Annotated in this window: 16 protein-coding genes; 8 read left to right on the top strand and 8 right to left on the bottom strand. The window is 70.6% G+C overall.

The genetic code is table 11. From position 1 onward, the window contains the following. Nucleotides 1-1,185, bottom strand: coding sequence for an LLM class flavin-dependent oxidoreductase (locus ABZ893_RS02315; RefSeq protein ID WP_361395365.1), 1,185 nt, complete (start codon nt 1,183-1,185; stop codon nt 1-3). 332 nt (nt 1,186-1,517) lie between these two features. Between ABZ893_RS02315 and ABZ893_RS02310 the strand changes: the two genes are divergently transcribed. Next, complete coding sequence (locus tag ABZ893_RS02310; RefSeq protein ID WP_361395362.1) at nt 1,518-2,042, top strand: ATP-binding protein; 525 nt, start codon at nt 1,518-1,520, stop codon at nt 2,040-2,042. Nucleotides 2,043-2,081: 39 nt separating this feature from the next. Here ABZ893_RS02310 and ABZ893_RS02305 read toward each other — a convergent pair whose 3' ends face one another. Continuing rightward, on the bottom strand, nt 2,082-2,660 hold the full coding sequence (locus tag ABZ893_RS02305; protein ID WP_361395359.1) for a MarR family transcriptional regulator: 579 nt from the start codon (nt 2,658-2,660) through the stop codon (nt 2,082-2,084). A gap of 58 nt (nt 2,661-2,718) precedes the next feature. Between ABZ893_RS02305 and ABZ893_RS02300 the strand changes: the two genes are divergently transcribed. Continuing rightward, nucleotides 2,719-3,663, top strand: coding sequence for an amidohydrolase family protein (locus ABZ893_RS02300; protein ID WP_361395356.1), 945 nt, complete (start codon nt 2,719-2,721; stop codon nt 3,661-3,663). A gap of 82 nt (nt 3,664-3,745) precedes the next feature. Here ABZ893_RS02300 and ABZ893_RS02295 read toward each other — a convergent pair whose 3' ends face one another. After that, a complete protein-coding gene (locus ABZ893_RS02295) occupies nt 3,746-4,777 on the bottom strand; it encodes a hypothetical protein (protein WP_361395353.1) in 1,032 nt (343 codons plus the stop codon). A 114-nt stretch (nt 4,778-4,891) separates the two neighbouring features. After that, complete coding sequence (locus ABZ893_RS02290; protein WP_361395350.1) at nt 4,892-5,260, bottom strand: hypothetical protein; 369 nt, start codon at nt 5,258-5,260, stop codon at nt 4,892-4,894. Between the two features lie 153 nt (nt 5,261-5,413). Between ABZ893_RS02290 and ABZ893_RS02285 the strand changes: the two genes are divergently transcribed. After that, the gene (locus tag ABZ893_RS02285) at nt 5,414-6,304 is read left to right on the top strand and encodes a LysR family transcriptional regulator (RefSeq protein ID WP_361395347.1); all 891 of its coding nucleotides are present in this window, start codon (nt 5,414-5,416) and stop codon (nt 6,302-6,304) included. A gap of 61 nt (nt 6,305-6,365) precedes the next feature. Here ABZ893_RS02285 and ABZ893_RS02280 read toward each other — a convergent pair whose 3' ends face one another. Further along, on the bottom strand, nt 6,366-7,547 hold the full coding sequence (locus ABZ893_RS02280) for an MFS transporter (protein WP_361395344.1): 1,182 nt from the start codon (nt 7,545-7,547) through the stop codon (nt 6,366-6,368). A 58-nt stretch (nt 7,548-7,605) separates the two neighbouring features. Here ABZ893_RS02280 and ABZ893_RS02275 point away from each other — a divergent pair, with 58 nt between their 5' ends. Further along, nucleotides 7,606-8,661: a winged helix-turn-helix domain-containing protein gene (locus tag ABZ893_RS02275; RefSeq protein ID WP_361395342.1), complete on the top strand. Its 1,056-nt coding sequence runs from the start codon at nt 7,606-7,608 to the stop codon at nt 8,659-8,661. Between the two features lie 172 nt (nt 8,662-8,833). On the opposite strand, the gene ABZ893_RS02270 is transcribed toward ABZ893_RS02275, so the two are convergent. Both ABZ893_RS02270 and ABZ893_RS02265 read right to left on the bottom strand, forming a co-directional pair. Continuing rightward, nucleotides 8,834-11,359, bottom strand: a complete 2,526-nt coding sequence (locus tag ABZ893_RS02270; RefSeq protein ID WP_361396076.1) for an ABC transporter permease — start codon at nt 11,357-11,359, stop codon at nt 8,834-8,836. Further along, the gene (locus ABZ893_RS02265) at nt 11,359-12,171 is read right to left on the bottom strand and encodes an ABC transporter ATP-binding protein (RefSeq protein WP_361395338.1); all 813 of its coding nucleotides are present in this window, start codon (nt 12,169-12,171) and stop codon (nt 11,359-11,361) included. The genes ABZ893_RS02270 and ABZ893_RS02265 overlap by 1 nt, the downstream gene beginning before the upstream one ends. A gap of 115 nt (nt 12,172-12,286) precedes the next feature. Between ABZ893_RS02265 and ABZ893_RS02260 the strand changes: the two genes are divergently transcribed. Both ABZ893_RS02260 and ABZ893_RS02255 read left to right on the top strand, forming a co-directional pair. Continuing rightward, a complete protein-coding gene (locus ABZ893_RS02260) occupies nt 12,287-13,270 on the top strand; it encodes a helix-turn-helix transcriptional regulator (RefSeq protein WP_361395336.1) in 984 nt (327 codons plus the stop codon). Between the two features lie 64 nt (nt 13,271-13,334). Continuing rightward, a complete protein-coding gene (locus ABZ893_RS02255) occupies nt 13,335-13,808 on the top strand; it encodes a GNAT family N-acetyltransferase (RefSeq protein ID WP_361395333.1) in 474 nt (157 codons plus the stop codon). Nucleotides 13,809-13,867: 59 nt separating this feature from the next. On the opposite strand, the gene ABZ893_RS02250 is transcribed toward ABZ893_RS02255, so the two are convergent. Beyond that, on the bottom strand, nt 13,868-14,602 hold the full coding sequence (locus tag ABZ893_RS02250; RefSeq protein ID WP_361395330.1) for an IclR family transcriptional regulator: 735 nt from the start codon (nt 14,600-14,602) through the stop codon (nt 13,868-13,870). Between the two features lie 283 nt (nt 14,603-14,885). On the opposite strand from ABZ893_RS02250, the gene hisC reads away from it, so the two are divergent. Then, nucleotides 14,886-15,917, top strand: coding sequence for a histidinol-phosphate transaminase (hisC, locus tag ABZ893_RS02245; RefSeq protein WP_361395326.1), 1,032 nt, complete (start codon nt 14,886-14,888; stop codon nt 15,915-15,917). Between the two features lie 136 nt (nt 15,918-16,053). Then, the gene (locus ABZ893_RS02240; RefSeq protein ID WP_361395323.1) at nt 16,054-17,523 is read left to right on the top strand and encodes a cytosine permease; all 1,470 of its coding nucleotides are present in this window, start codon (nt 16,054-16,056) and stop codon (nt 17,521-17,523) included. Nucleotides 17,524-17,652 lie beyond the last annotated feature (129 nt).

The raw sequence follows: 17,652 nt of genomic DNA, 5'->3' as shown, positions 1-17,652 counted from the left end.
TCAGGCTCCCGTCTTGGCCGTCTCGCCGTAGTAGTCCGTGTGGGCCTTGGTGATCGCGCCGACCAGGCTGCCGATCAGGTGCTCGCGGTTGTCCTCCGCGAACTGCAGGCTGGCCTGCCGGTTGCGGTTACGGTTGCGGAAGTGCGGGACGACCTCGGAGGCGAACAGCTCGTAACTGCGCTTCGTGTCCTCCCAGTTGGCCATGTCCACATGCAGGATCAGCATCGTGCCGAAGCCGCCGGTCTTCTCGACCAGCCGCTCGATCTGCGCGATCGCCTGGTCGGGGGTGCCGATGACGGCCTGGCCGAACTCGCCGAGGGAGTTGTGGCGCCAGAAGTCGATCACGCCCTGGGGGGTGTCGGCCCAGTCGGGGTAGCGGCCGTTCTGCCGGTTCGCGTACGCGGCCATGGCCTGGATACGGCGGCTGACCGCACGCTCGGCGTCGGCCTGGGTCTCGGCGAGGAACATCGGGTTGACCAGACGCCAGCGCGCGCGGTCGGCGACGTGTCCGTGCTCCGCCGAGACCTTCTCGTACACCTCCCAGTTCCGGTCGAGCGCGTCGAAGCCGGTGGGGGAGCTGGCGGCGAGCGAAAGCAGCGACAGGCCGTTCTTGCCGGCGAGGACGGAGCCGTTCGGGGAGATCGTGGACGCGGCCACGACCTCGATGCCGGCCGGGTCGTACGTGGGCAGCTGGGCACGCGCGTCACGGAGCGTGAACCAGTCCGTCTCCATGTTCACGACCTCGCCCCGCAGCAGCGGAAGCACGGCGTCGAGGGCCTCGCCCTGCATCCGCCGCTGGTCGGAGGGGTCGATGCCCATCATGTGCGCGTCCAGCGGGATCTTGCCCGGACCGGTGCCGAGGATGACCCGGCCGCGGGTCTGCAGGTCCAGCTGCGTGATGCGGTCGACCGTGATCAGCGGGTGGTGGTACGGCAGCGACACGACACCGGTGCCGAACCGGATACGGGACGTGCGCTCGGCGGCGGCCGCGATGAACTGGTCGGGCGCGGGCACGATCTCGGCGCCGGTGGAGTGGTGCTCCCCCATCCACGCCTCCTCGAACCCGAGGTGGTCGAGGTGCTCCATCAGATCGAGATCGCGCCGCAGCTGCAACGCGGGATCAGCGTCCAAAGGGTGGAACGGGGCGAGGAACGCCCCGAACTTCAGTGATTCGGCGGTCCACATGGTTGCCATCTCCTCAGCTCACGCGACGCCACACCACACCACCCCGCACGACGCGTCTCGCACGAGCACTCGGGCCATCGCCATCGCCGCGATGTCTATCAGAGATTTCAATCACTTGATAGAAGTCTTGCGGGGGTTAGGGGGGTGTTCCCGGTGAGTGGGAAATGGTGGGGGAGGGGGGCGCTGCGGGCGCAATGGACGTGCGTGGGTGGGGCGTTCGGCGATAGAGGTTGAGCCGCCGGAGACGTCATCCACGATCCGCGTGCGCGTCGTCCCTGGCAAGCAGACAAAAATGGTCGTCATTCCCCTCGCGTCACTGACACGATCTGAGTGTGACCACGTTGTTCCTGATGGTCGGCCTGCCAGGGGCCGGGAAGACCACGAGGGCCCGGCAGCTCGCCGAGGAGCACGGTGCTCTGCGCCTGACGCCCGACGACTGGATGATTCCCCTGTTCGGCGAGGCGGAGGCGGACGGCAAGCGCGATGTGCTGGAAGGGCGGATGCTCTGGCTCGCCTTGGAGACGGTCAAGCTGGGCACCGACGTGGTGGTGGACTACGGCTGCTGGTCCCGGAACGAACGGTCCGCGATCCGCTGGCTGGCGGAGGCCGAGGGTGCGCGCTGCCGCATGGTCTATCTGCCGGTGAACGATGAGACCCAGCGCGCCCGGATCGCCCGTCGCCGGGCCACCGCCCCCGAGGAGACGCTCCCGATGACCGAGGCCGACATCCTGCACGGGCGGGCGCACTTCGAGGAACCCGATGCGGCGGAACTCGAAGGCCGCGGGACCGCCGGCCCGCCCCCGGGCTGGGCGGACTGGAGGGAGTGGGCCGCCAACCGATGGCCGTCCTTCGCGTGACTGTTCCATTGGTGACCGAGGCCTGACAGGTACTCCTCGTCAGCCCTGCGCGCCCTTGCCCGCGCCCGAACGTGCGGCGGTTTCGCCGATGACGGTGGCGAGCCGCCGCAGCTGCGCAGCCAGCGCGTGGCGTTCGCTCGGCGTGAATTCCGTCAGGGCCTGGAACTGCCGTGCCCTCAGTTCGGCGCGCATGGCGGCGAGCCGGTCGGCGCCGTCTTCCGTGAGACGGATCAGTACCTGTCGCTCGTCGTGCTCGGAGCGTCGTCGCGTGACCACCCCGTCGGCCTCGAGCTGCTTGAGCATCCGGGTGGCGGTGGGAACGCTGACCTCCGCGCCGGCGGCGAGCCCGCCGACCGACACCCCCTCACCCCGGACGTCTCCCGCAAGCGGCTCAAGCATCGCCACCTGAGCCATGGACAACCCGGCCGTGGACTGGCCGACCGTGGCGGCCCGGGAGCGGCGCATGGCGTAGAAGAGCTGGTCAGCGGCGCGCGCCAGCTCCTCCACGCCGCCTTCTGTGCCTCCCTCCACGCCGTCCTCCGCGCCCCCGTCCACGCCGCCCCCGTCACCGGCGGCGTCCCGCCGCCCTTCACCTGCGCGCTTGCTCACGTCTCCCATGACTGTTAGCTTACTAAATGAAGTCATTAGCACGCTAACTACTAGAGAGCTAAGAGTCATGAGCTTCCCCGCCCGCATCGACGTCCACCAGCACATCGTCCCGCCCGTCTGGGCACAGGCCCTCGACGCCCGCGGCCTGGACTCGGGCGGCTGGGCCATCCCGTCCTGGACCCCGGAAAGCGCCATCGCGATGATGGACCAGCAGGGCATCGCCACCGGCGTACTGTCCGTCACCGCGCCCGGCGTGCACCTCGACAGCGACGCGGTCGCCCGCGACCTCGCGCGCGCCGTCAACGAGTACGGCGCCGAAGTCGTCAAGGACCACCCTGACCGCTTCGGCCACTTCGCCAGTATCCCGCTGCCCGACATCGACGCCGCCGTGACGGAGGCCGTCCACGCCCTCGACACCCTGGGCGCCGACGGCGTGGTCCTCATGTCCAACGCCCACGGCCGCTACCTCGGCGACGCGGACTTCGAACCGCTGTGGGCTGAGCTCGACCGCCGGGCGGCCAACGTCTTCATCCACCCCGCCCAGCCACCGATGCCGCTGCTCCCCGGCACCCCCGCCCCGCTCGCCGACTACGTCTTCGACACCACCCGCACCGCCCTCAACCTCGTCCTCAACGGCGTCATGAGCCGGTACCCGAACGTGCGCGTGATCCTCTCCCACGGCGGCGGCTTCCTCCCCTACGCCGCCTACCGCTTCACCGGCCTGACCTCCACCGTCGTCGACCCGGACCGCAAGGCCGACGACATCCTGCGCGACCTGAAGCGGTTCTACTTCGACACGGCCCTGTCCGCCAGCCCCAGCGCCCTCCCCGCCCTCCTGGCCTTCGCCGAGCCCGGCCACGTCCTCTACGGGAGCGACTGGCCGTTCGCACCCCAGGATGCCGGCACGTACTACAACAACTACCTGGAGTCCTACCCCGACTTCACCCCCGGCCAGGCCGACGCCATCGACCGCGGCAACGCCGAGGCCCTCTTCCCCCGCCTCGCCCGCTGACGGCCGCCGAACCGGACCAGGGCGTACGGCAGCGGATGGGCTCGTCCGGGCAGCGACAACCACGGACGGGCCCATCCGTCACTCAGGCCCGGAAGTCACTCTTGTAGAAGATGCTCGACTGGTAGGTCGGTGTCGAGCCCGTCTTCGAGGAGAAGCCGAACGCGAGCCTGGGTGCTCCGCCGACCCGCTGGATGGCGATTCCCTCGGGCTCGCGCCCCGGAAGCGACGATCCGGCGTTCGTGCGGAACTTCCCTACGTAGCTCGACCCGGTGCCGTTCAGGTCGAGAGTGACGATGTAGGAGGGGCGGTTCGGGCCGCCGAAGAGGAGATACGCGTAGCGGCCGCAGGCGGTGAAGCCCTGGAAGAGGTCCTTGTCGGTGAGGCCCAGTTCCTGGTTGGTCGGGATCGCCCGCTCCGCCAGGCGATAGCCGTCGCTCAACCGCCCGGCCGCGGCGTTGGCGAGGGTGAAGACGGCGATGCGCCAGGGGCGAGTGGCGGCCTTTGAGTGGTAGCGGTACAGAACGCGCTTGTAATGCGGGTCGATCGCCGGCCGCGGGGTGTCGTGGAAGCTGGAGACCTTGGGAGTTCGGTTGTGGACGGCCGAGAGGTCAGTGCTCTTCAGCGTCCCGCCATTGACCCAGCGGAAGCGGGCGACCCGGGTGCCGGAGTCATTGGCCGAGTTGCTTTCGATCCAGATGTAGGGCGAGCTGCCCGCACCCGTCTCCTCCACGCCCATCGACGAGCCGTGGCCGAAGCCGTGGAGGGCCATGCTGCCCAGCACCTTGCCGGACAGATCCGTCTTGCTCAGCCAGAGATCCCCGTTTTTACCGCCCGACTTGTGCTGGGCGAAGTAGATGCGGCCGTTGACGCTGTCGTAGGCGAACGACTGCATCGCCCAGGAGGGCTGATGGAGTGTCCGGCGCCAGACCGGATTGCCGCCCGCCCCCGGCAGATAGAACTTCGGCGAATTCGGTACTGCTGCCTGCGCCGGACTTGCTGCGAGCAGCGAGCCACCGCCGAGCACCGCCGCCCCCGCGGCCAGCTTGATGCCGCCGGTCAGCAGGCTCCTGCGGCTGTGCGTCGAACGGGCTGCACGCCCAAAGGGCTCAGTCACACCTTTACCTCTCCATCGTGAACAGGTTCCAACGGGCCTATCCGGCAAAGTGCCTGACGGAGGAACAGATTCCGGAATAGGGGGTCTCGGTCAAGCAGATGCGCGCGATCTGGATTACGACAGATATCCGCTGTAGATGAACCTGCCGTTGATGCTGCCCCCGTTGTCGAGCTTTCCGGTGATCTCGTACCAGAGGTTCCCGGCGGAGTTGATGCACTCGTAATACGTGTTGACCTTCCGCCCGGCGGCGAAGTACTGGGTGACGGGGGCCTTGCCCGAGGGGCCCGTGTGGACCGGGGTGCGCTTGTTCGTCACCTTGAGCCCTGGGCGGAAGTCACAGGTGAGGGCGGTCGGGGAGATGGCGCCGACCGAGGTGAGGGTCGTCCGCTCGGGCGCCGCCGTGGCCGACGGGGCGGCGTAGACGGCGGCTGAGGCCATAAGGGCGGGAAGGGCCATCGCCGTCCATGCCTTGATCTTCTTCACGAGTGAAGCTCAACTCTCTCTGCGCTTGAACCGGGTCCATGCCCCCGGCGTTTCGCCATCAGCATGAAGATCGGCGGAAAGCTGAACAATCCTCGTCTCCGCATGGTCTGATAACTCCTCGGTTATCGCCGGTGGTCCAAGGGGGTTGGGCGCGTGGAGTTGCGCGATATCGAGATCTTTCTGACGCTGGCCGAGGAGCTGCATTTCGGCCGGACCGCGGACCGGCTGCATGTGTCACAGGCGCGCGTGAGCCAGTCGATCGCCCGGCAGGAACGGCAGATCGGTGCGCGCCTGTTCGCCCGCAACAGCCGCCGGGTCGAACTCACCGCCATCGGAGCTCAGTTGGAGGAAGACCTCAGAGCGGGCTACCAGCGCATCCTCGACGGCACCAGCGCGGCCACGGCCACCGCCCGCGGTGTCACCAGCACGCTGACCCTCGGGCTGTACGGGCCGCAGGCGCACGACTGCGCGCACGTCATCGACCTCTTCCGCGCCCGGCGTCCCGACGTCGACCTCCGCATTCAGGAGATCCACTTCACCGACCCCTTCGGGCCCCTTCGTGACGGCTCGGCCCAGGTGGCGACTTGCTGGCTGCCGGTACGCGAGCCTGACCTCACCGTCGGCCCGGTGGTCGTCGCGGAGCCGCTCCTTCTCATGGTCGCCGCCGACCATCCCCTAGCCGCCCGCGACTCGGTCGGAATGGAAGACCTGGCGGACTGGCTTCTGCCGCAATCCGCAGTGCCCGTACCCGACTACTGGCTGCAGACCCTGGTGCCCACCCACACCCCCGGCGGCCGGCCCGTCCGGCGGGGCCCGAAGGTCTCCACGTTCCAGGAAGTCGCCGCCGTGGTCGCGGCGGGCGAGGCGATCAGCCTCGTCCACGGCGACGCCGCCCGCTACTACCCGTGGCCCGGACTCCGCTATCTCCGCCCGTACGACGCCCCGTTGGGGACCTGGGTCCTGATCTGGCCCACAGCCGGAGAGACGGACCTCGTCCGCGCGCTGGCCGGGGCGGCGCGGGATGCGGGGCCGCGAAAGGGCTGACTGGGCGCGCGAAGGGGCTGACGGGGCGAGAGCGCTCGACCACGCGCCCGCCGCCCCCCGGTCACAGCTGCCCCACCGCCACCGGTTCCGGGGACCGGCGGGCGCGGGCCAGTACGAGAGTCACCGTCACCGACGCCGTGGCCAGCACCCCCATGGCCGCCGCCGGCGACGCGACCTGGGCCAGGGCGCCCGCCACAGCGGCGGCGACACCCTGAAGGGTGAGCATTCCCGAGGAGTGCAGTCCCAGCGCGTGCCCGCTCAGCTCCGCCGGGGTGAGTTCCACCAGCCGTTGTTGCAGCACGAGCCCGGACGCGTAACCGACGGCCGACAGCGTCACCACGAGGAACACCACCGGCAGCGGCGGATCCAGTACGAGGAGCAGGTACGGCACGGCCAGCAGCAGGAGCAGCGGGAAGCCGAGCCGCGCCCGCCACCGGGCCGGCACGAACCTGCCGACCACGACGTCGCCCGCCAACATGCCGACCGCCGCCAGGGCGAAGAGCGCACCCGCGTGAGCCGGCGCGAACGGCACGAACAGCGACTCGCAGCCGACGATCAGCCCGTTCGGCACCCACAGCGCCAGATACAGGTGCCGGTGCGGCCGGGAGGACAACAGGCGTGCGTTCGCACGCCACGTCGCCGCCACGGACGGTCTCCCCGCCGCGCGCGGCGCACGCTCGCCGAGGCCCAGCCGGGCCATCGCGGCAGCGGCCAGATACAGCGCGGCGGCGACCAGCAGGGTGGCGGTGGGCGACAGTACGGCCACCAGGACGCCGCCCGCCGCGAACCCGCAGATCTGCATCACCCCGACCGACATGTTGATCAGGGAGCGCCCGAGCAGGTAACCGTCCGCGGGCAGGATCTCGTTGAGCAGCCCGTAGCGCACCCCGCCGCCGACCGAGCCGACCGGCCCGAGCCCGAAAATGATCAGGAACACGGCCGCCATGGACAGTCCAGGTATGGCCAAGAGCGCGGTGCCGGCACAGAAGACGAGGGCCACCGCCGTCATGGCGGCCCGGGGCGGCAGCCGGTCGGCCGCCGACATCAGCAGGGTGGCCCCGACCACCTGGCCCAGCGACGGACCGAACATGCTGAGCGCCGACAGCAGCGGTGACCCCGTGGCCGCGTACACCCGCGTGCTCAGCGCGAGCCCACTCACGGTCATGGCGGCCACCTGCAGCGAGACGACGCAGAAGAACGGGGTGAATTCGGGGGTGCGCAGAAGTTCGCGGTAGGTACGCATGGGCGGAGTCTGCGCAGCCGCCACGGGCGGGCCGTAATCTTTCGCGAGGGGGCGAAACATGGGCTGGTGGCAGATCGACGCGGACACGCTCGCGAGCGGCCGCTTCGTCATCTCCCCGCTGGCCGAGACGATCGCCGCGCTCATGCTGCTCGACACGGGCACCGGTTCCCACCCCGGCGAGAAGAAGTGGCTGGACACGCATCTGCCCGCGTACCGGCAGTTCCTCGCGGGCGACCCGGTCGCAGCGCTGCTCGTCCCGGCCGCCGTCGGACGGCACAACTGGCACGCCGACTTCCTGACGCCGACGCCCTCCGGCGAGGACGCCGCCACCTTCGAACAGGAGGTCGCCGCCGTCAGGCGAACACCCGCGCAGGCCGCCCGCGCCGACCTGCGGGTGTCGCTGCGCGGTCCGCTGCCCGCCCTGCTGGACCGCTCCGACCTGCCGGACCGCCTGGCCGGCATCTTGGAGTGGGTGTGGCGGGAGACGGTGCTGCCCACCTGGCCGCGGCGCCGGGCGGTCCTGGAGGCGGACGTGGTGGCGCGCACCCGCCGGCTGAGCCTGGGCGGCTGGGCCGCGGCGCTGGGAGAGCTGCGGCCCGGGATGCGCTGGCTCGGGGAGAGCCGGCTGCAGATCAACGCCTTCGACTACCCACCGATGAAGGTCTCGGGGACGGGCCTGATGTTCGTGCCCGTCACCCCGTACCGGGGATGGGTCACGGCCGAGGAGCCGCATCGGTACGCGGTGATCTACCCGTGCGCGGGAGCGCTGGCCGAGGGGGAGCGGACCCCGGTGCCCCACTCGCTCGCCAGGCTGCTCGGGACCGGACGGGCCACGGTGCTGACGCTGCTCGACACCCCCAAGAGCACGACTCAGCTCGTCGCCCTGACCGGGCAGCAACTCGGCTCCGTAGGACGTCACTTGAGGGTGCTGCTCGACGCGGGACTGGCACAGCGGCGCCGGGCGGGCCGGTCGGTGCTCTACTACCGGACCGCCACGGCCGACGTGCTCGTCCGGGCGCAGGACGGGCGGGCGGAGGAGGGGCGGGTGCAGGACGGGCGGGTGCAGGAGGGGCGGGGGCCGGCGGCGGACGGCCGGGGCGCGGAGCCGTCATGACGCTCCGGCCGCGGAGCCGGACCTGGTGCGCGGGCGGGTGTGCCGGCGGGTGCGCCGGCGGCCGGTCCGCCGCCGGTTTCGCTCCCGCCACGGCCCCGGAAGCCTGGCCGCGGCAGCGAGCCGGTCCGCCGCCGAGCGCGCGCCCGACCCACCTCCGCCGCCGATCGCCCGCTCACTCCACCCCGCCCACCGTCCCCGCCCCGCCTCGCTGCGCGGCGCGGGCCGGCAGGGCCGTCGAGACGAAGGCCAGGAGCAGGGCCGTCGCGATGACGGCAAGACACGGTACGAGCGGTGCGTACGGTGTCGCGGCGCCGGTCATGCCCAGGCTGTACGCGGTCAGAGTCGCACCCGCCACCGCCGCTCCCAGCATGATCGCGAGCAGCGTGACCGTGAGCGTCTCCCAGCGGAGCATCGCCCGCAGTTGGCGGCCGGTCGTGCCGATCATGCGCAGCAGAGCGAACTCGCGGCGCCGGGCGGACGTCGACATCACGAGGGTGTTGACCACGGCGATCGCGGTGAAGGCGATCACGAGCCCCATCGCGATGTAGTTGACCTGGGCCTGCGCGCCCTCCTGGGTGGACCGCGCCGCTGCCACGGCGGTGCGGTCCAGGACGTGGACCGTAGGGAAAGGGCGTAGCGCGGCGGTGAGCGCCGACCGGCTCGGCGCCCCGGCCACCAGGACCGACGAGGAGAGCGGCCGGTCCACATGTGCCGCCACCAGCCGGTGGGGCAGCAGCAGATCGCCGAAGCCCAGACCGCGTCCGTACACGGCGGCCAGTTCGAGGTCCTTCTTGACCCCGTCGCCGAGCGTGACGGTGACGCGGTCGCCGACCCGCGCGTGCCGGATACGGGCCGCAAGTTCGCTGAGCGCCACCGTCCCGTCGTCCATCGAGGCGAGTGTGCCGGCGGTGACCTCGGGGTCGAGGGTCCGGGCCAGACCCGGTGAACTCACGCCCTGGGCAGGGAACTTGTCCTGCCCGAGCCGCACCGTCGTACGGACGAACTCCGTCACCGTCGCCCCCGGTACCCGCTCGCGTACGGCCTGTGCGGCCACGGCCGGGACACCGGGCCCCGAGGCGGTGAGGACGTAGGAGGCGCGCGTGCCGGACGCGGCCTGCTCGCCCGCCGCATGGCTCGACGTCGTCTGCGTGAACAGGATCGTCGAGGCCATCCCCACGGCCAGGCTCAACGGGGTGACCACGGCCGCGACACGACGGGCGCTGACATGGGTGTTCCGTGCGGCGAGGAATCCGGAGGCCGGGGAGATCCGCCGGGCGATCCCGCCCGTCACCCAGGTCGCGGACCGGGCGAGCGACGGGCCGAGCAGCGCGATCGCCGCGGCCGCGACGATCACCGACAGGAACGTCACGGGGGTGGCCGCCGCATCGGTCTTCAGCCCGGACAGGACCACGACCAGGACGACGTACCCCACAGCGGCCAGAACACCCGCGACGACCCGGCCGGCGTGCGGCCGCTCCGAGTCGAGCGCCGCCGCGGCGAGCCCCTCCGTGGGGCGCATCCGGGCCGGCCCGCGGGCGGAGACCCGCGCCGCACCCCACGCCGCGAGCAGCGTCGCGAGGACCGCGGCGACGGGCGGGAACGCGCTCACGGTGAGCTCCAGGGTGTCCGGCAGCGCACCCACGGCCACGAACCGCCCGTGCATCCAGCGGGCCAGGAACAGTCCCGCGACCGCTCCGGGCGGACCGGCGAGCAGCCCCACGACCAGTGCCTCGCGCCCCACCATCCGCCGCAGCTGGCGCGGCGTCGCGCCGACCGCCCGCAGCAGGGCCAGTTCCCGGGCCCGCTGCTGGATCGACAGTGCGAACGTCCCGGCCACCACGAGCAGGGCGACGAGCAGCGACGTACCGCCCATCGCACCGCCCAGACTGATCAGGCTGACCCGCGCCTTGCCGGCGTCGATGAACTCGACGGGCCCGCGCTCGTCCCCCGACCGCACCTCCAGAGAGGGCGTACCGGAGACCACCTCAACAGCCTTGGTACGTACGTCACTTACCGATGTGCCGGGGTCCGTGAGCAGGCCGAGCGCGGAGACCTGACCCGGGTGTCCGGCCAGGCGCCGCGCCTGCTCCGCGCTGAAGAACAGCGTCGACTGGCGGGCCAGGGCGTCACGGCCGGCCGGTGCGGCGATGCCCACGACCTCGTACACGGAAGGTGCGCCGGTCGACTGCACGGTCACCTTCGCGCCGGTGCGCAGCCCACTGCCGGCGTCGGCCACGATCTCGTCCGCACCGGTCGGCGCCCGGCCCTCGCGCAGCGCGAACGGCGTCAGTGGCGCCGACTCCCAGGCGTGGCCCCACGACGCCCCCTCGGCGAGCGGGCCCTTCTCCGTCAACACATGTGCGGGGAAGGTGAGTTCGGGGACGACCGCGCGCACGCCGGGCACGGCCGCGAGCCTCTTGAGCAGGGCGGGGTCCGCCTTCGCCCAGGCCCGCTCGGTCAGCGGCTTGGACTTCTCCTTGGTCTTGCCCTTCTTGACCTTCGTCCAGTGCAGTTCCTGATCTGCCGTGACCAGTACGGGAGTTCCGGCGTACCGCTCCGTGGGGATCGTCCCGCGCAGCCCCGTGTCGAGCAGGGTCCCGCACGCGGTGACGAGGGCGGCGGCGAACAGCAGGGCCACGAAGGCGCCGGCGAAAGCGCCCTTGCGGGCCCGCAGCGTACTCAGCGCGAGAGTCAGCATCACGCCCACGCTCCCAGGCGGCTCATACGGTCGGCGACCCGCTCCGCGGTCGGCGCGGCCATCCGGTCGACGATCCGCCCGTCCGCGAGGAACAGCACCGCGTCCGCGTACGAGGCGGCCATCGGGTCGTGCGTGACCATCACGACGGTCTGGCCGAGGTCGTCCACGGTCCGGCGCAGCAGCCCGAGCACCTCCTTGGCGGTCATGGTGTCCAGCGCGCCGGTCGGCTCGTCGCCGAACACGACCTCGGGCCGGGTGACCAGCGCGCGGGCGAGGGCCACCCGCTGCTGCTGGCCGCCGGAGAGCTCGGCGGGCCTGCGTCCGCCGCGTCCGGTGAGCCCCACCTGGTCGGTGATCCGCGCGAGCCAGTCCGGGTCGGCCCGGCGCCCGGCCAGGCGCAGCGGGAGGGTGATGTTCTGCTCGACCGTCAGCGACGGCATCAGGTTGTAGGCCTGGAAGACGAAGCCGACGCGGTCCCGGCGCATCCGGGTCAGCGCGGTCTCGTCGAGGGCCGTCAGTTCCTGGCCACCGAGGGAGACGGTGCCGCCGCTGGGCCGGTCGAGGCCGGCGGCGCAGTGCAGGAAGGTCGACTTGCCGGAGCCGGAGGGCCCCATCACGGCGGTGAAACTCCCCCGGGGGATGGCGAGTTCGAGGCCGCGCAGCGCGTGCACCGCGCTCGCGCCGCGTCCGTACACCTTGGTCACGGCGTCGAGCCGGACCGCGGGGGCGGGCTCTCCGGAGCGGGAGCCGTCCGAAAGGGCTGAGGATGCGGGCGCCGTCGCGCGGCCCGCCGAAGAGAAGATCCAGGGCATGAACTCAGCCTGTTGCGCCGCTGATCACTGCGCTACGGTCAGAAAGGGCGGCCACTGTCACCATGCTGCCAACGGGCAGGCCAGGGGGACCGGCTCCGGGGGGAAAAAACAGAACATGAGCCTGACATCGGTCGGGGTGTCCGACCAACACCTGCGGCTCTACCGCTACTTCCTGCGCCATCCCGAGCGCGGGGCCGAGTCCGCCGGAGGCGCGCTCGGCTGGGACCGCGACACCGTCGACGAGGGACTGGACGCGTTACAGGAGCGGAGCCTGATCCGGCTCTCCGAGCGGCACACGGTGCTGGTCTCCGATCCGGCGGTCGCCGTGGAGTGGCTGGTGGAACAGCGCCTGGGGGAACTCAAGTCCGCCACCGGCGAAGTGCTCGCCACCAGGGACGTGATCGCCTCGCTCATCGACGACCACAAGCAGGGCGCGGCCCGCTCCCCGAGCGACGACATCGAACGGGTCGACGGACCCGAGGCGATCCGCGAACGCCTCACCGACCTGGCCTTCTTCACCTTCCGCGAGCACATGTCGCTGCTCCCGTCGCCCTGGCGCCCGCACAGCATCGACGAGGCCCGCGCCTCGGACCTCAGGATGCTCCGCCGCGGCATCCGCTGGCGTACGGTCGCCACCCCGAAGGCACTCGCCGACCCCGCGACCCTGGCCTATCTGCGGGAACTGGAGAAGCTGGGGGGACAGGTGCGCCGTACCGAGCAGGCGATCCGGCGCCTCGCGATCTGGGACCGCGGCGTCGCGATGGTCCCCGTCGACCCGGACGACCACTACGAGTCGACGCTCGTCGTCCGCCAGCCGGGCGTGGTGGCGAACACCGTGGCCTGGTTCGAGCAGGTCTGGGACACCAGCGACGCGCTTCCCGCCGAGGACGACCTCGCGGTACGGGCGCCGGCCCTGTCCGCTCTGGAGCACCGTGTCCTGGAAGCGCTGACCCACGCGGACAAGGACGAGGCGGCGGCCCGCGAACTGGGCGTCTCCCTCAGGACGTTCCGCCGCTACGTGGCCGACATCATGCTGCGCCTCGGCGCGGCCAACCGCTTCCAGGCGGGACTTCTCGCCAAGGAGCGGGGATGGATCTGAGAGGGTTCCTGTACCGCCGCCCGAAGTCGCCACCGGCCCGACCGGCAACGACTAAGTTCCTGCCATGAGCGACGCCGGCAAGACTCGGATCCGACACGCGGAAGAGGCAGATGCGCCCGTGATCGCGCACATCCACATGTCCTCTCGATCGGCCACCATGCCCTATCTGCCCCCACAGAAGCGCAGTTACGAGCAGGTGACCCGTTGGGTCCACGACGTCGTGCTCAAGCAATGCCGTACGTGGGTCGCCGTGCGCGACGCGGAGATCACCGGCTACGCGGCCCTGGACGGCGACATACTTGAACACCTCTACCTGAACCCGGACGCCCGCCGACAGGGAATCGGCACCCTCCTGCTCGACGAGGCCAGACGACACAGCCCCGACGGGGTGTCCCTGCACGTCTTCCAGCAGAACACCGACGCCCGCGCGTTCTACGAGCGCCACGGCTTCACCGTCCTCTGCACCACCGACGGCGACCGCAACATGGAGAACCTGCCCGACATGACGCTTCGCTGGACACCGGACAGCACGCGGTAAGTCACGCCCGCCCGCCACGGCCGAGGGGGCTTACGCCGCATAGGCGAAGGAGCGTCCGCCTAGGCCCCGCCGAACAGCGCCGACGCCCGCCCGGCGGTCTCGCACACCTGCGTGACGAGGCTGTCGAAGTCCACTGCGGTGTCGCGCAAGTAGCTCACGCCGATGGCACCTTGGCAGCCGGCGGGATTGAAGACCGGTGCTGCGACGCAGGTGATTCCCGGCGTGATCTGTCCGTAGTCGGTGGCGAAGCCGCGCCGGCGGATCTGGGCCAGTTCCGCGGTGAGCTGCTCGAGCGGATTCTCGACGCCGGTGTCGTCAGGCGCGCTCAGTTCGGTGTGTTCGGGCAGGCGCTCTTCGGGCAGCCAGGCGAGACACGTCTTGCCGACGGCGGTCAGGTGCGACGGAAGGCGCGCGCCGACCGAGCTCGCCAGACGGATCCCGAGGCCGGGCGGGTCCTGCTTGCACAGGTAGACGGCGTCGGCGCGGTCGAGGATCGCGTAGTGCGAGGTCACCCCGAGCGCACGGGTGAGCCGGCTCAGCTCCGGGGCCACGATGCCGGTGACGCCGACGCGGCGCAGGTGCGCCGAACCGACCTCGAACGCCTTCATGCCGATGGTGTACGTGGCCGGCTTGGGCAGCGACACGAAGGACTCGTTCGCCATGTCGCGCAGGATGCCGAACGCCGTGCTCTTGGGTATGTCGAGCTTCTCGGTGATCTCGGTCAGCGTCATCGCCTCGTCTGCGTGGGCCAGCAGGTCGAGGATGCGCATGGCGCGGACGACGGATGTACTCACGTTCCTCCTCCGGGTCTGTTCGTATATAGAAACACCGTTCCCCATTTCCCTTCAACGGGCCCCGTCGTAGTCGACAACCGGCCATTGACACCCCGGTTGAGCCGATCCTAGGGTTCCTGTCGTCCGTATAAGCGATTCATTTTCGTATATACGAACACGCGCAGGCGCGGGCATGAACGAGCCCGTGGTCTCCGCCCTCGACGCACTGGCGCGCACGACAGGTGGCGTGTGGGCGGGCGCACGACCGGCACTGACATCGATCGATCCCGGAAGGGCCTCCTCAATGATCAAACCTCGGCCGTGGCTGAGCCGTATCCAGCCCTACCGGCCCGGCACGCACGCGAGCAGCGAGGACGGCTCGCTCGCGTCCAACGAGTCACCGCTCGGCGCGAGCCCGCGGGTGGCCCAGGCGGTGGCCGAGGCCGCTTCCGGGGTCCACCACTACCCGGACCCGCTGGCGGGCGAGCTGCGCGAGGAGCTCGCCCGGCTGCACCAGGTCGCTCCCGAGCAGATCCTCATAGGCAACGGCTCCGACGAGCTGATCTTCCTGCTGGCATGGGCCTATCTCGCCCACGGCGGTCGCGCGGTCTGCGCGGATCCGGCCTACCGCATGGACGAGATCAGCAGCCAGGTGGTCGGCGCCGAGCTGACGAAGGTTCCGCTACGCGACTGGGCCCACGACCTGGACGCGATGGCGGGGGTGGACGCCGACATCGCCTACGTGGTCAACCCGCACAACCCGACCGGCACCGCACTGCCCCTGGCCGCGCTGGAACGCTTCGTAGCCGAGAGCCGTGCCCGCCTGGTCGTCGTGGACGAGGCGTACGTCGACTTCACGGACGACCCGAGCGCCACGACCGCGATGCCTCTCGCCCGCGAGGGCAAGGTGGCGGTCCTGCGTACCTTCTCCAAGATCCACGGACTCGCCGGCCTCCGCGTCGGCTACCTCGTGGCGGACAGCGCCATCGTGGAGACGCTGCGCAAGATCCGCGCCCCCTTCTCGGTCGGTGTACTGGCACAGGCCGCCGGCCTCGCCGCCCTGCGGGACGCCGAGCACCACGAAGCCGTCCGCCGACACACCCTCACCCACCGAGAAGCCCTGACCGGCCTCGTCACCCGCGCCGGCTACCAAGTCGTCCCGTCCCAGGCCAACTTCGTCCTGGTGGAAGCCGGTGACGAGACAGAACTGATCGACCGGCTCGCCCGTCACGGGGTGGCCGTCCGCCCCGGAAGCACCCTCGGCGTACCCGGAACGGTACGCATCAGTGTCCCGACGACCAGAGGGCTCGAACTCGTCGAGCGAGCTCTGGCCTGACGACGCCCACCCCCAGACCGAGGTGTCCGTCAAACCTGGCATCAGCCCCCCGGCACACCTCTGCCCCGCCAGCTCCATACCGCTCATACCGCTCCGTACCGTTCCATACCGTCGCCGTCGCCCTAGGAGGCGCACCATGGCACAACTGGACCCGCCCGCCAGACCCACCGGGATCGTCGAACGCCGCACCATCGACGTCGTACCCGAATCCGAGCGCCACGGCAGACCGTTCAACCAGTTCACCCTGTGGTTCGGCGCGAACATGCAGATCACCGCCGTCGTGAACGGCGCACTCGCGGTCGCCTTCGGCGCGGACCTTCTGTGGGCGATCATCGGCCTGCTGATCGGCAACCTGCTCGGCGGCATCGTCATGGCCCTGCACTCCGCCCAGGGCCCGCGCCTCGGTCTGCCACAGATGATCTCCAGCCGCGCGCAGTTCGGCGTCCTGGGCGCGGTGCTCCCACTCGTGCTGGTCATCGTGATGTACGTCGGCTTCGCCGCCACCGGCACGGTGCTGGCCGGCCAGGCCGTCAACGAGATTGTGCACACCAGCGCCCGCCCGGTGGGCATCATCGTCTTCGGCGCCCTGACCGCGCTGGTCGCCGTACTGGGATACCGCTACATCCACGCGCTGGGGCGGACCGCGACCGTGCTCGGCGCCATAGGCTTCGCCTACCTGGCCTTCCGGCTCTTCACCACTACGGACCACCTCGGCGCCCTGCTCGGGGCAAAGCCCTTCGACGCCGCGACCTTCCTGCTCGCGATCTCCCTCGGCGCCGGCTGGCAGCTGACCTACGGCCCCTACGTGGCGGACTACTCCCGCTACCTGCCCAGGACCACCTCCCCGCGCGCCACCTTCCACAGCACCCTGTGGGGCAGCGTGCTCGGCTCGCAGTGGTCCGGGGCCTTCGGCGCACTCCTCGCCGCGCTGCCGGCCGCTACCGGGACGGGCTTCCTGGACAACCAGATCGGCTTCCTGGGACACCTGGGCGGCAGCGGTGCGGTCGCGCTGCTGATCTACCTGGTCATCGTGGTGGGCAAACTGACCGTCAACACCCTTAACGCGTACGGCGGGTTCATGTCGATCCTGACGACGGTCTCCGCCCTCACCAGCGAACGACGGATCACCGCGCGCGTGCGCACCCTTTACATCACCGGCTTCCTCGCACTGTCCGTCCTCGTGGCGCTCCTGGCCAGCGAGAACTTCCTCAGCAACTTCAAGAACTTCGTCCTCACCCTGCTGATGGTCTTCACCCCGTGGAGCGCCATCAACCTGGTGGACTACTACCTCGTGGCCAAGGAGCGCGTCGACATCCCCGCCCTGTACAACCCCGAAGGCCGCTACGGCCGTTGGAACCCGGTCGCGCTCGGCTGCTACGCCGTCGGAATCGTCGCCCAGATCCCGTTCCTCGCCCAGTCCCTCTACACCGGCCCCCTGACAAAGATGCTCGGCGGCGCCGACATCTCCTGGATCGTCGGCCTGGTAGTCACCGCAGCCCTCTACTACCCCCTCAGCCGCAGCCGCTCCCGCGCACCGGAACGCATGATCTACCCGGAGGGCTTCCTGCCCGACACGACACCAACCGGCGTCACAACCCCGCGCTGACCGAACCGGCCCGGAAAACACGTGGGGCCCGTACGCGCAGTACGCGTACGGGCCCCACAATCGAGCGCCGGGCAGGCCTTGCACCTGCATTTCCCCGCAGGAAGCGGGACGTCTTTCCTTGGACCACCA

The sequence above is a fragment of the Streptomyces sp. NPDC046821 genome (assembly GCF_040645335.1).
Taxonomy (GTDB): domain Bacteria; phylum Actinomycetota; class Actinomycetes; order Streptomycetales; family Streptomycetaceae; genus Streptomyces.
The sequence above is the reverse complement of the archived record's forward strand: the minus strand, read 5'-3'. Positions and strand labels throughout refer to the sequence as shown.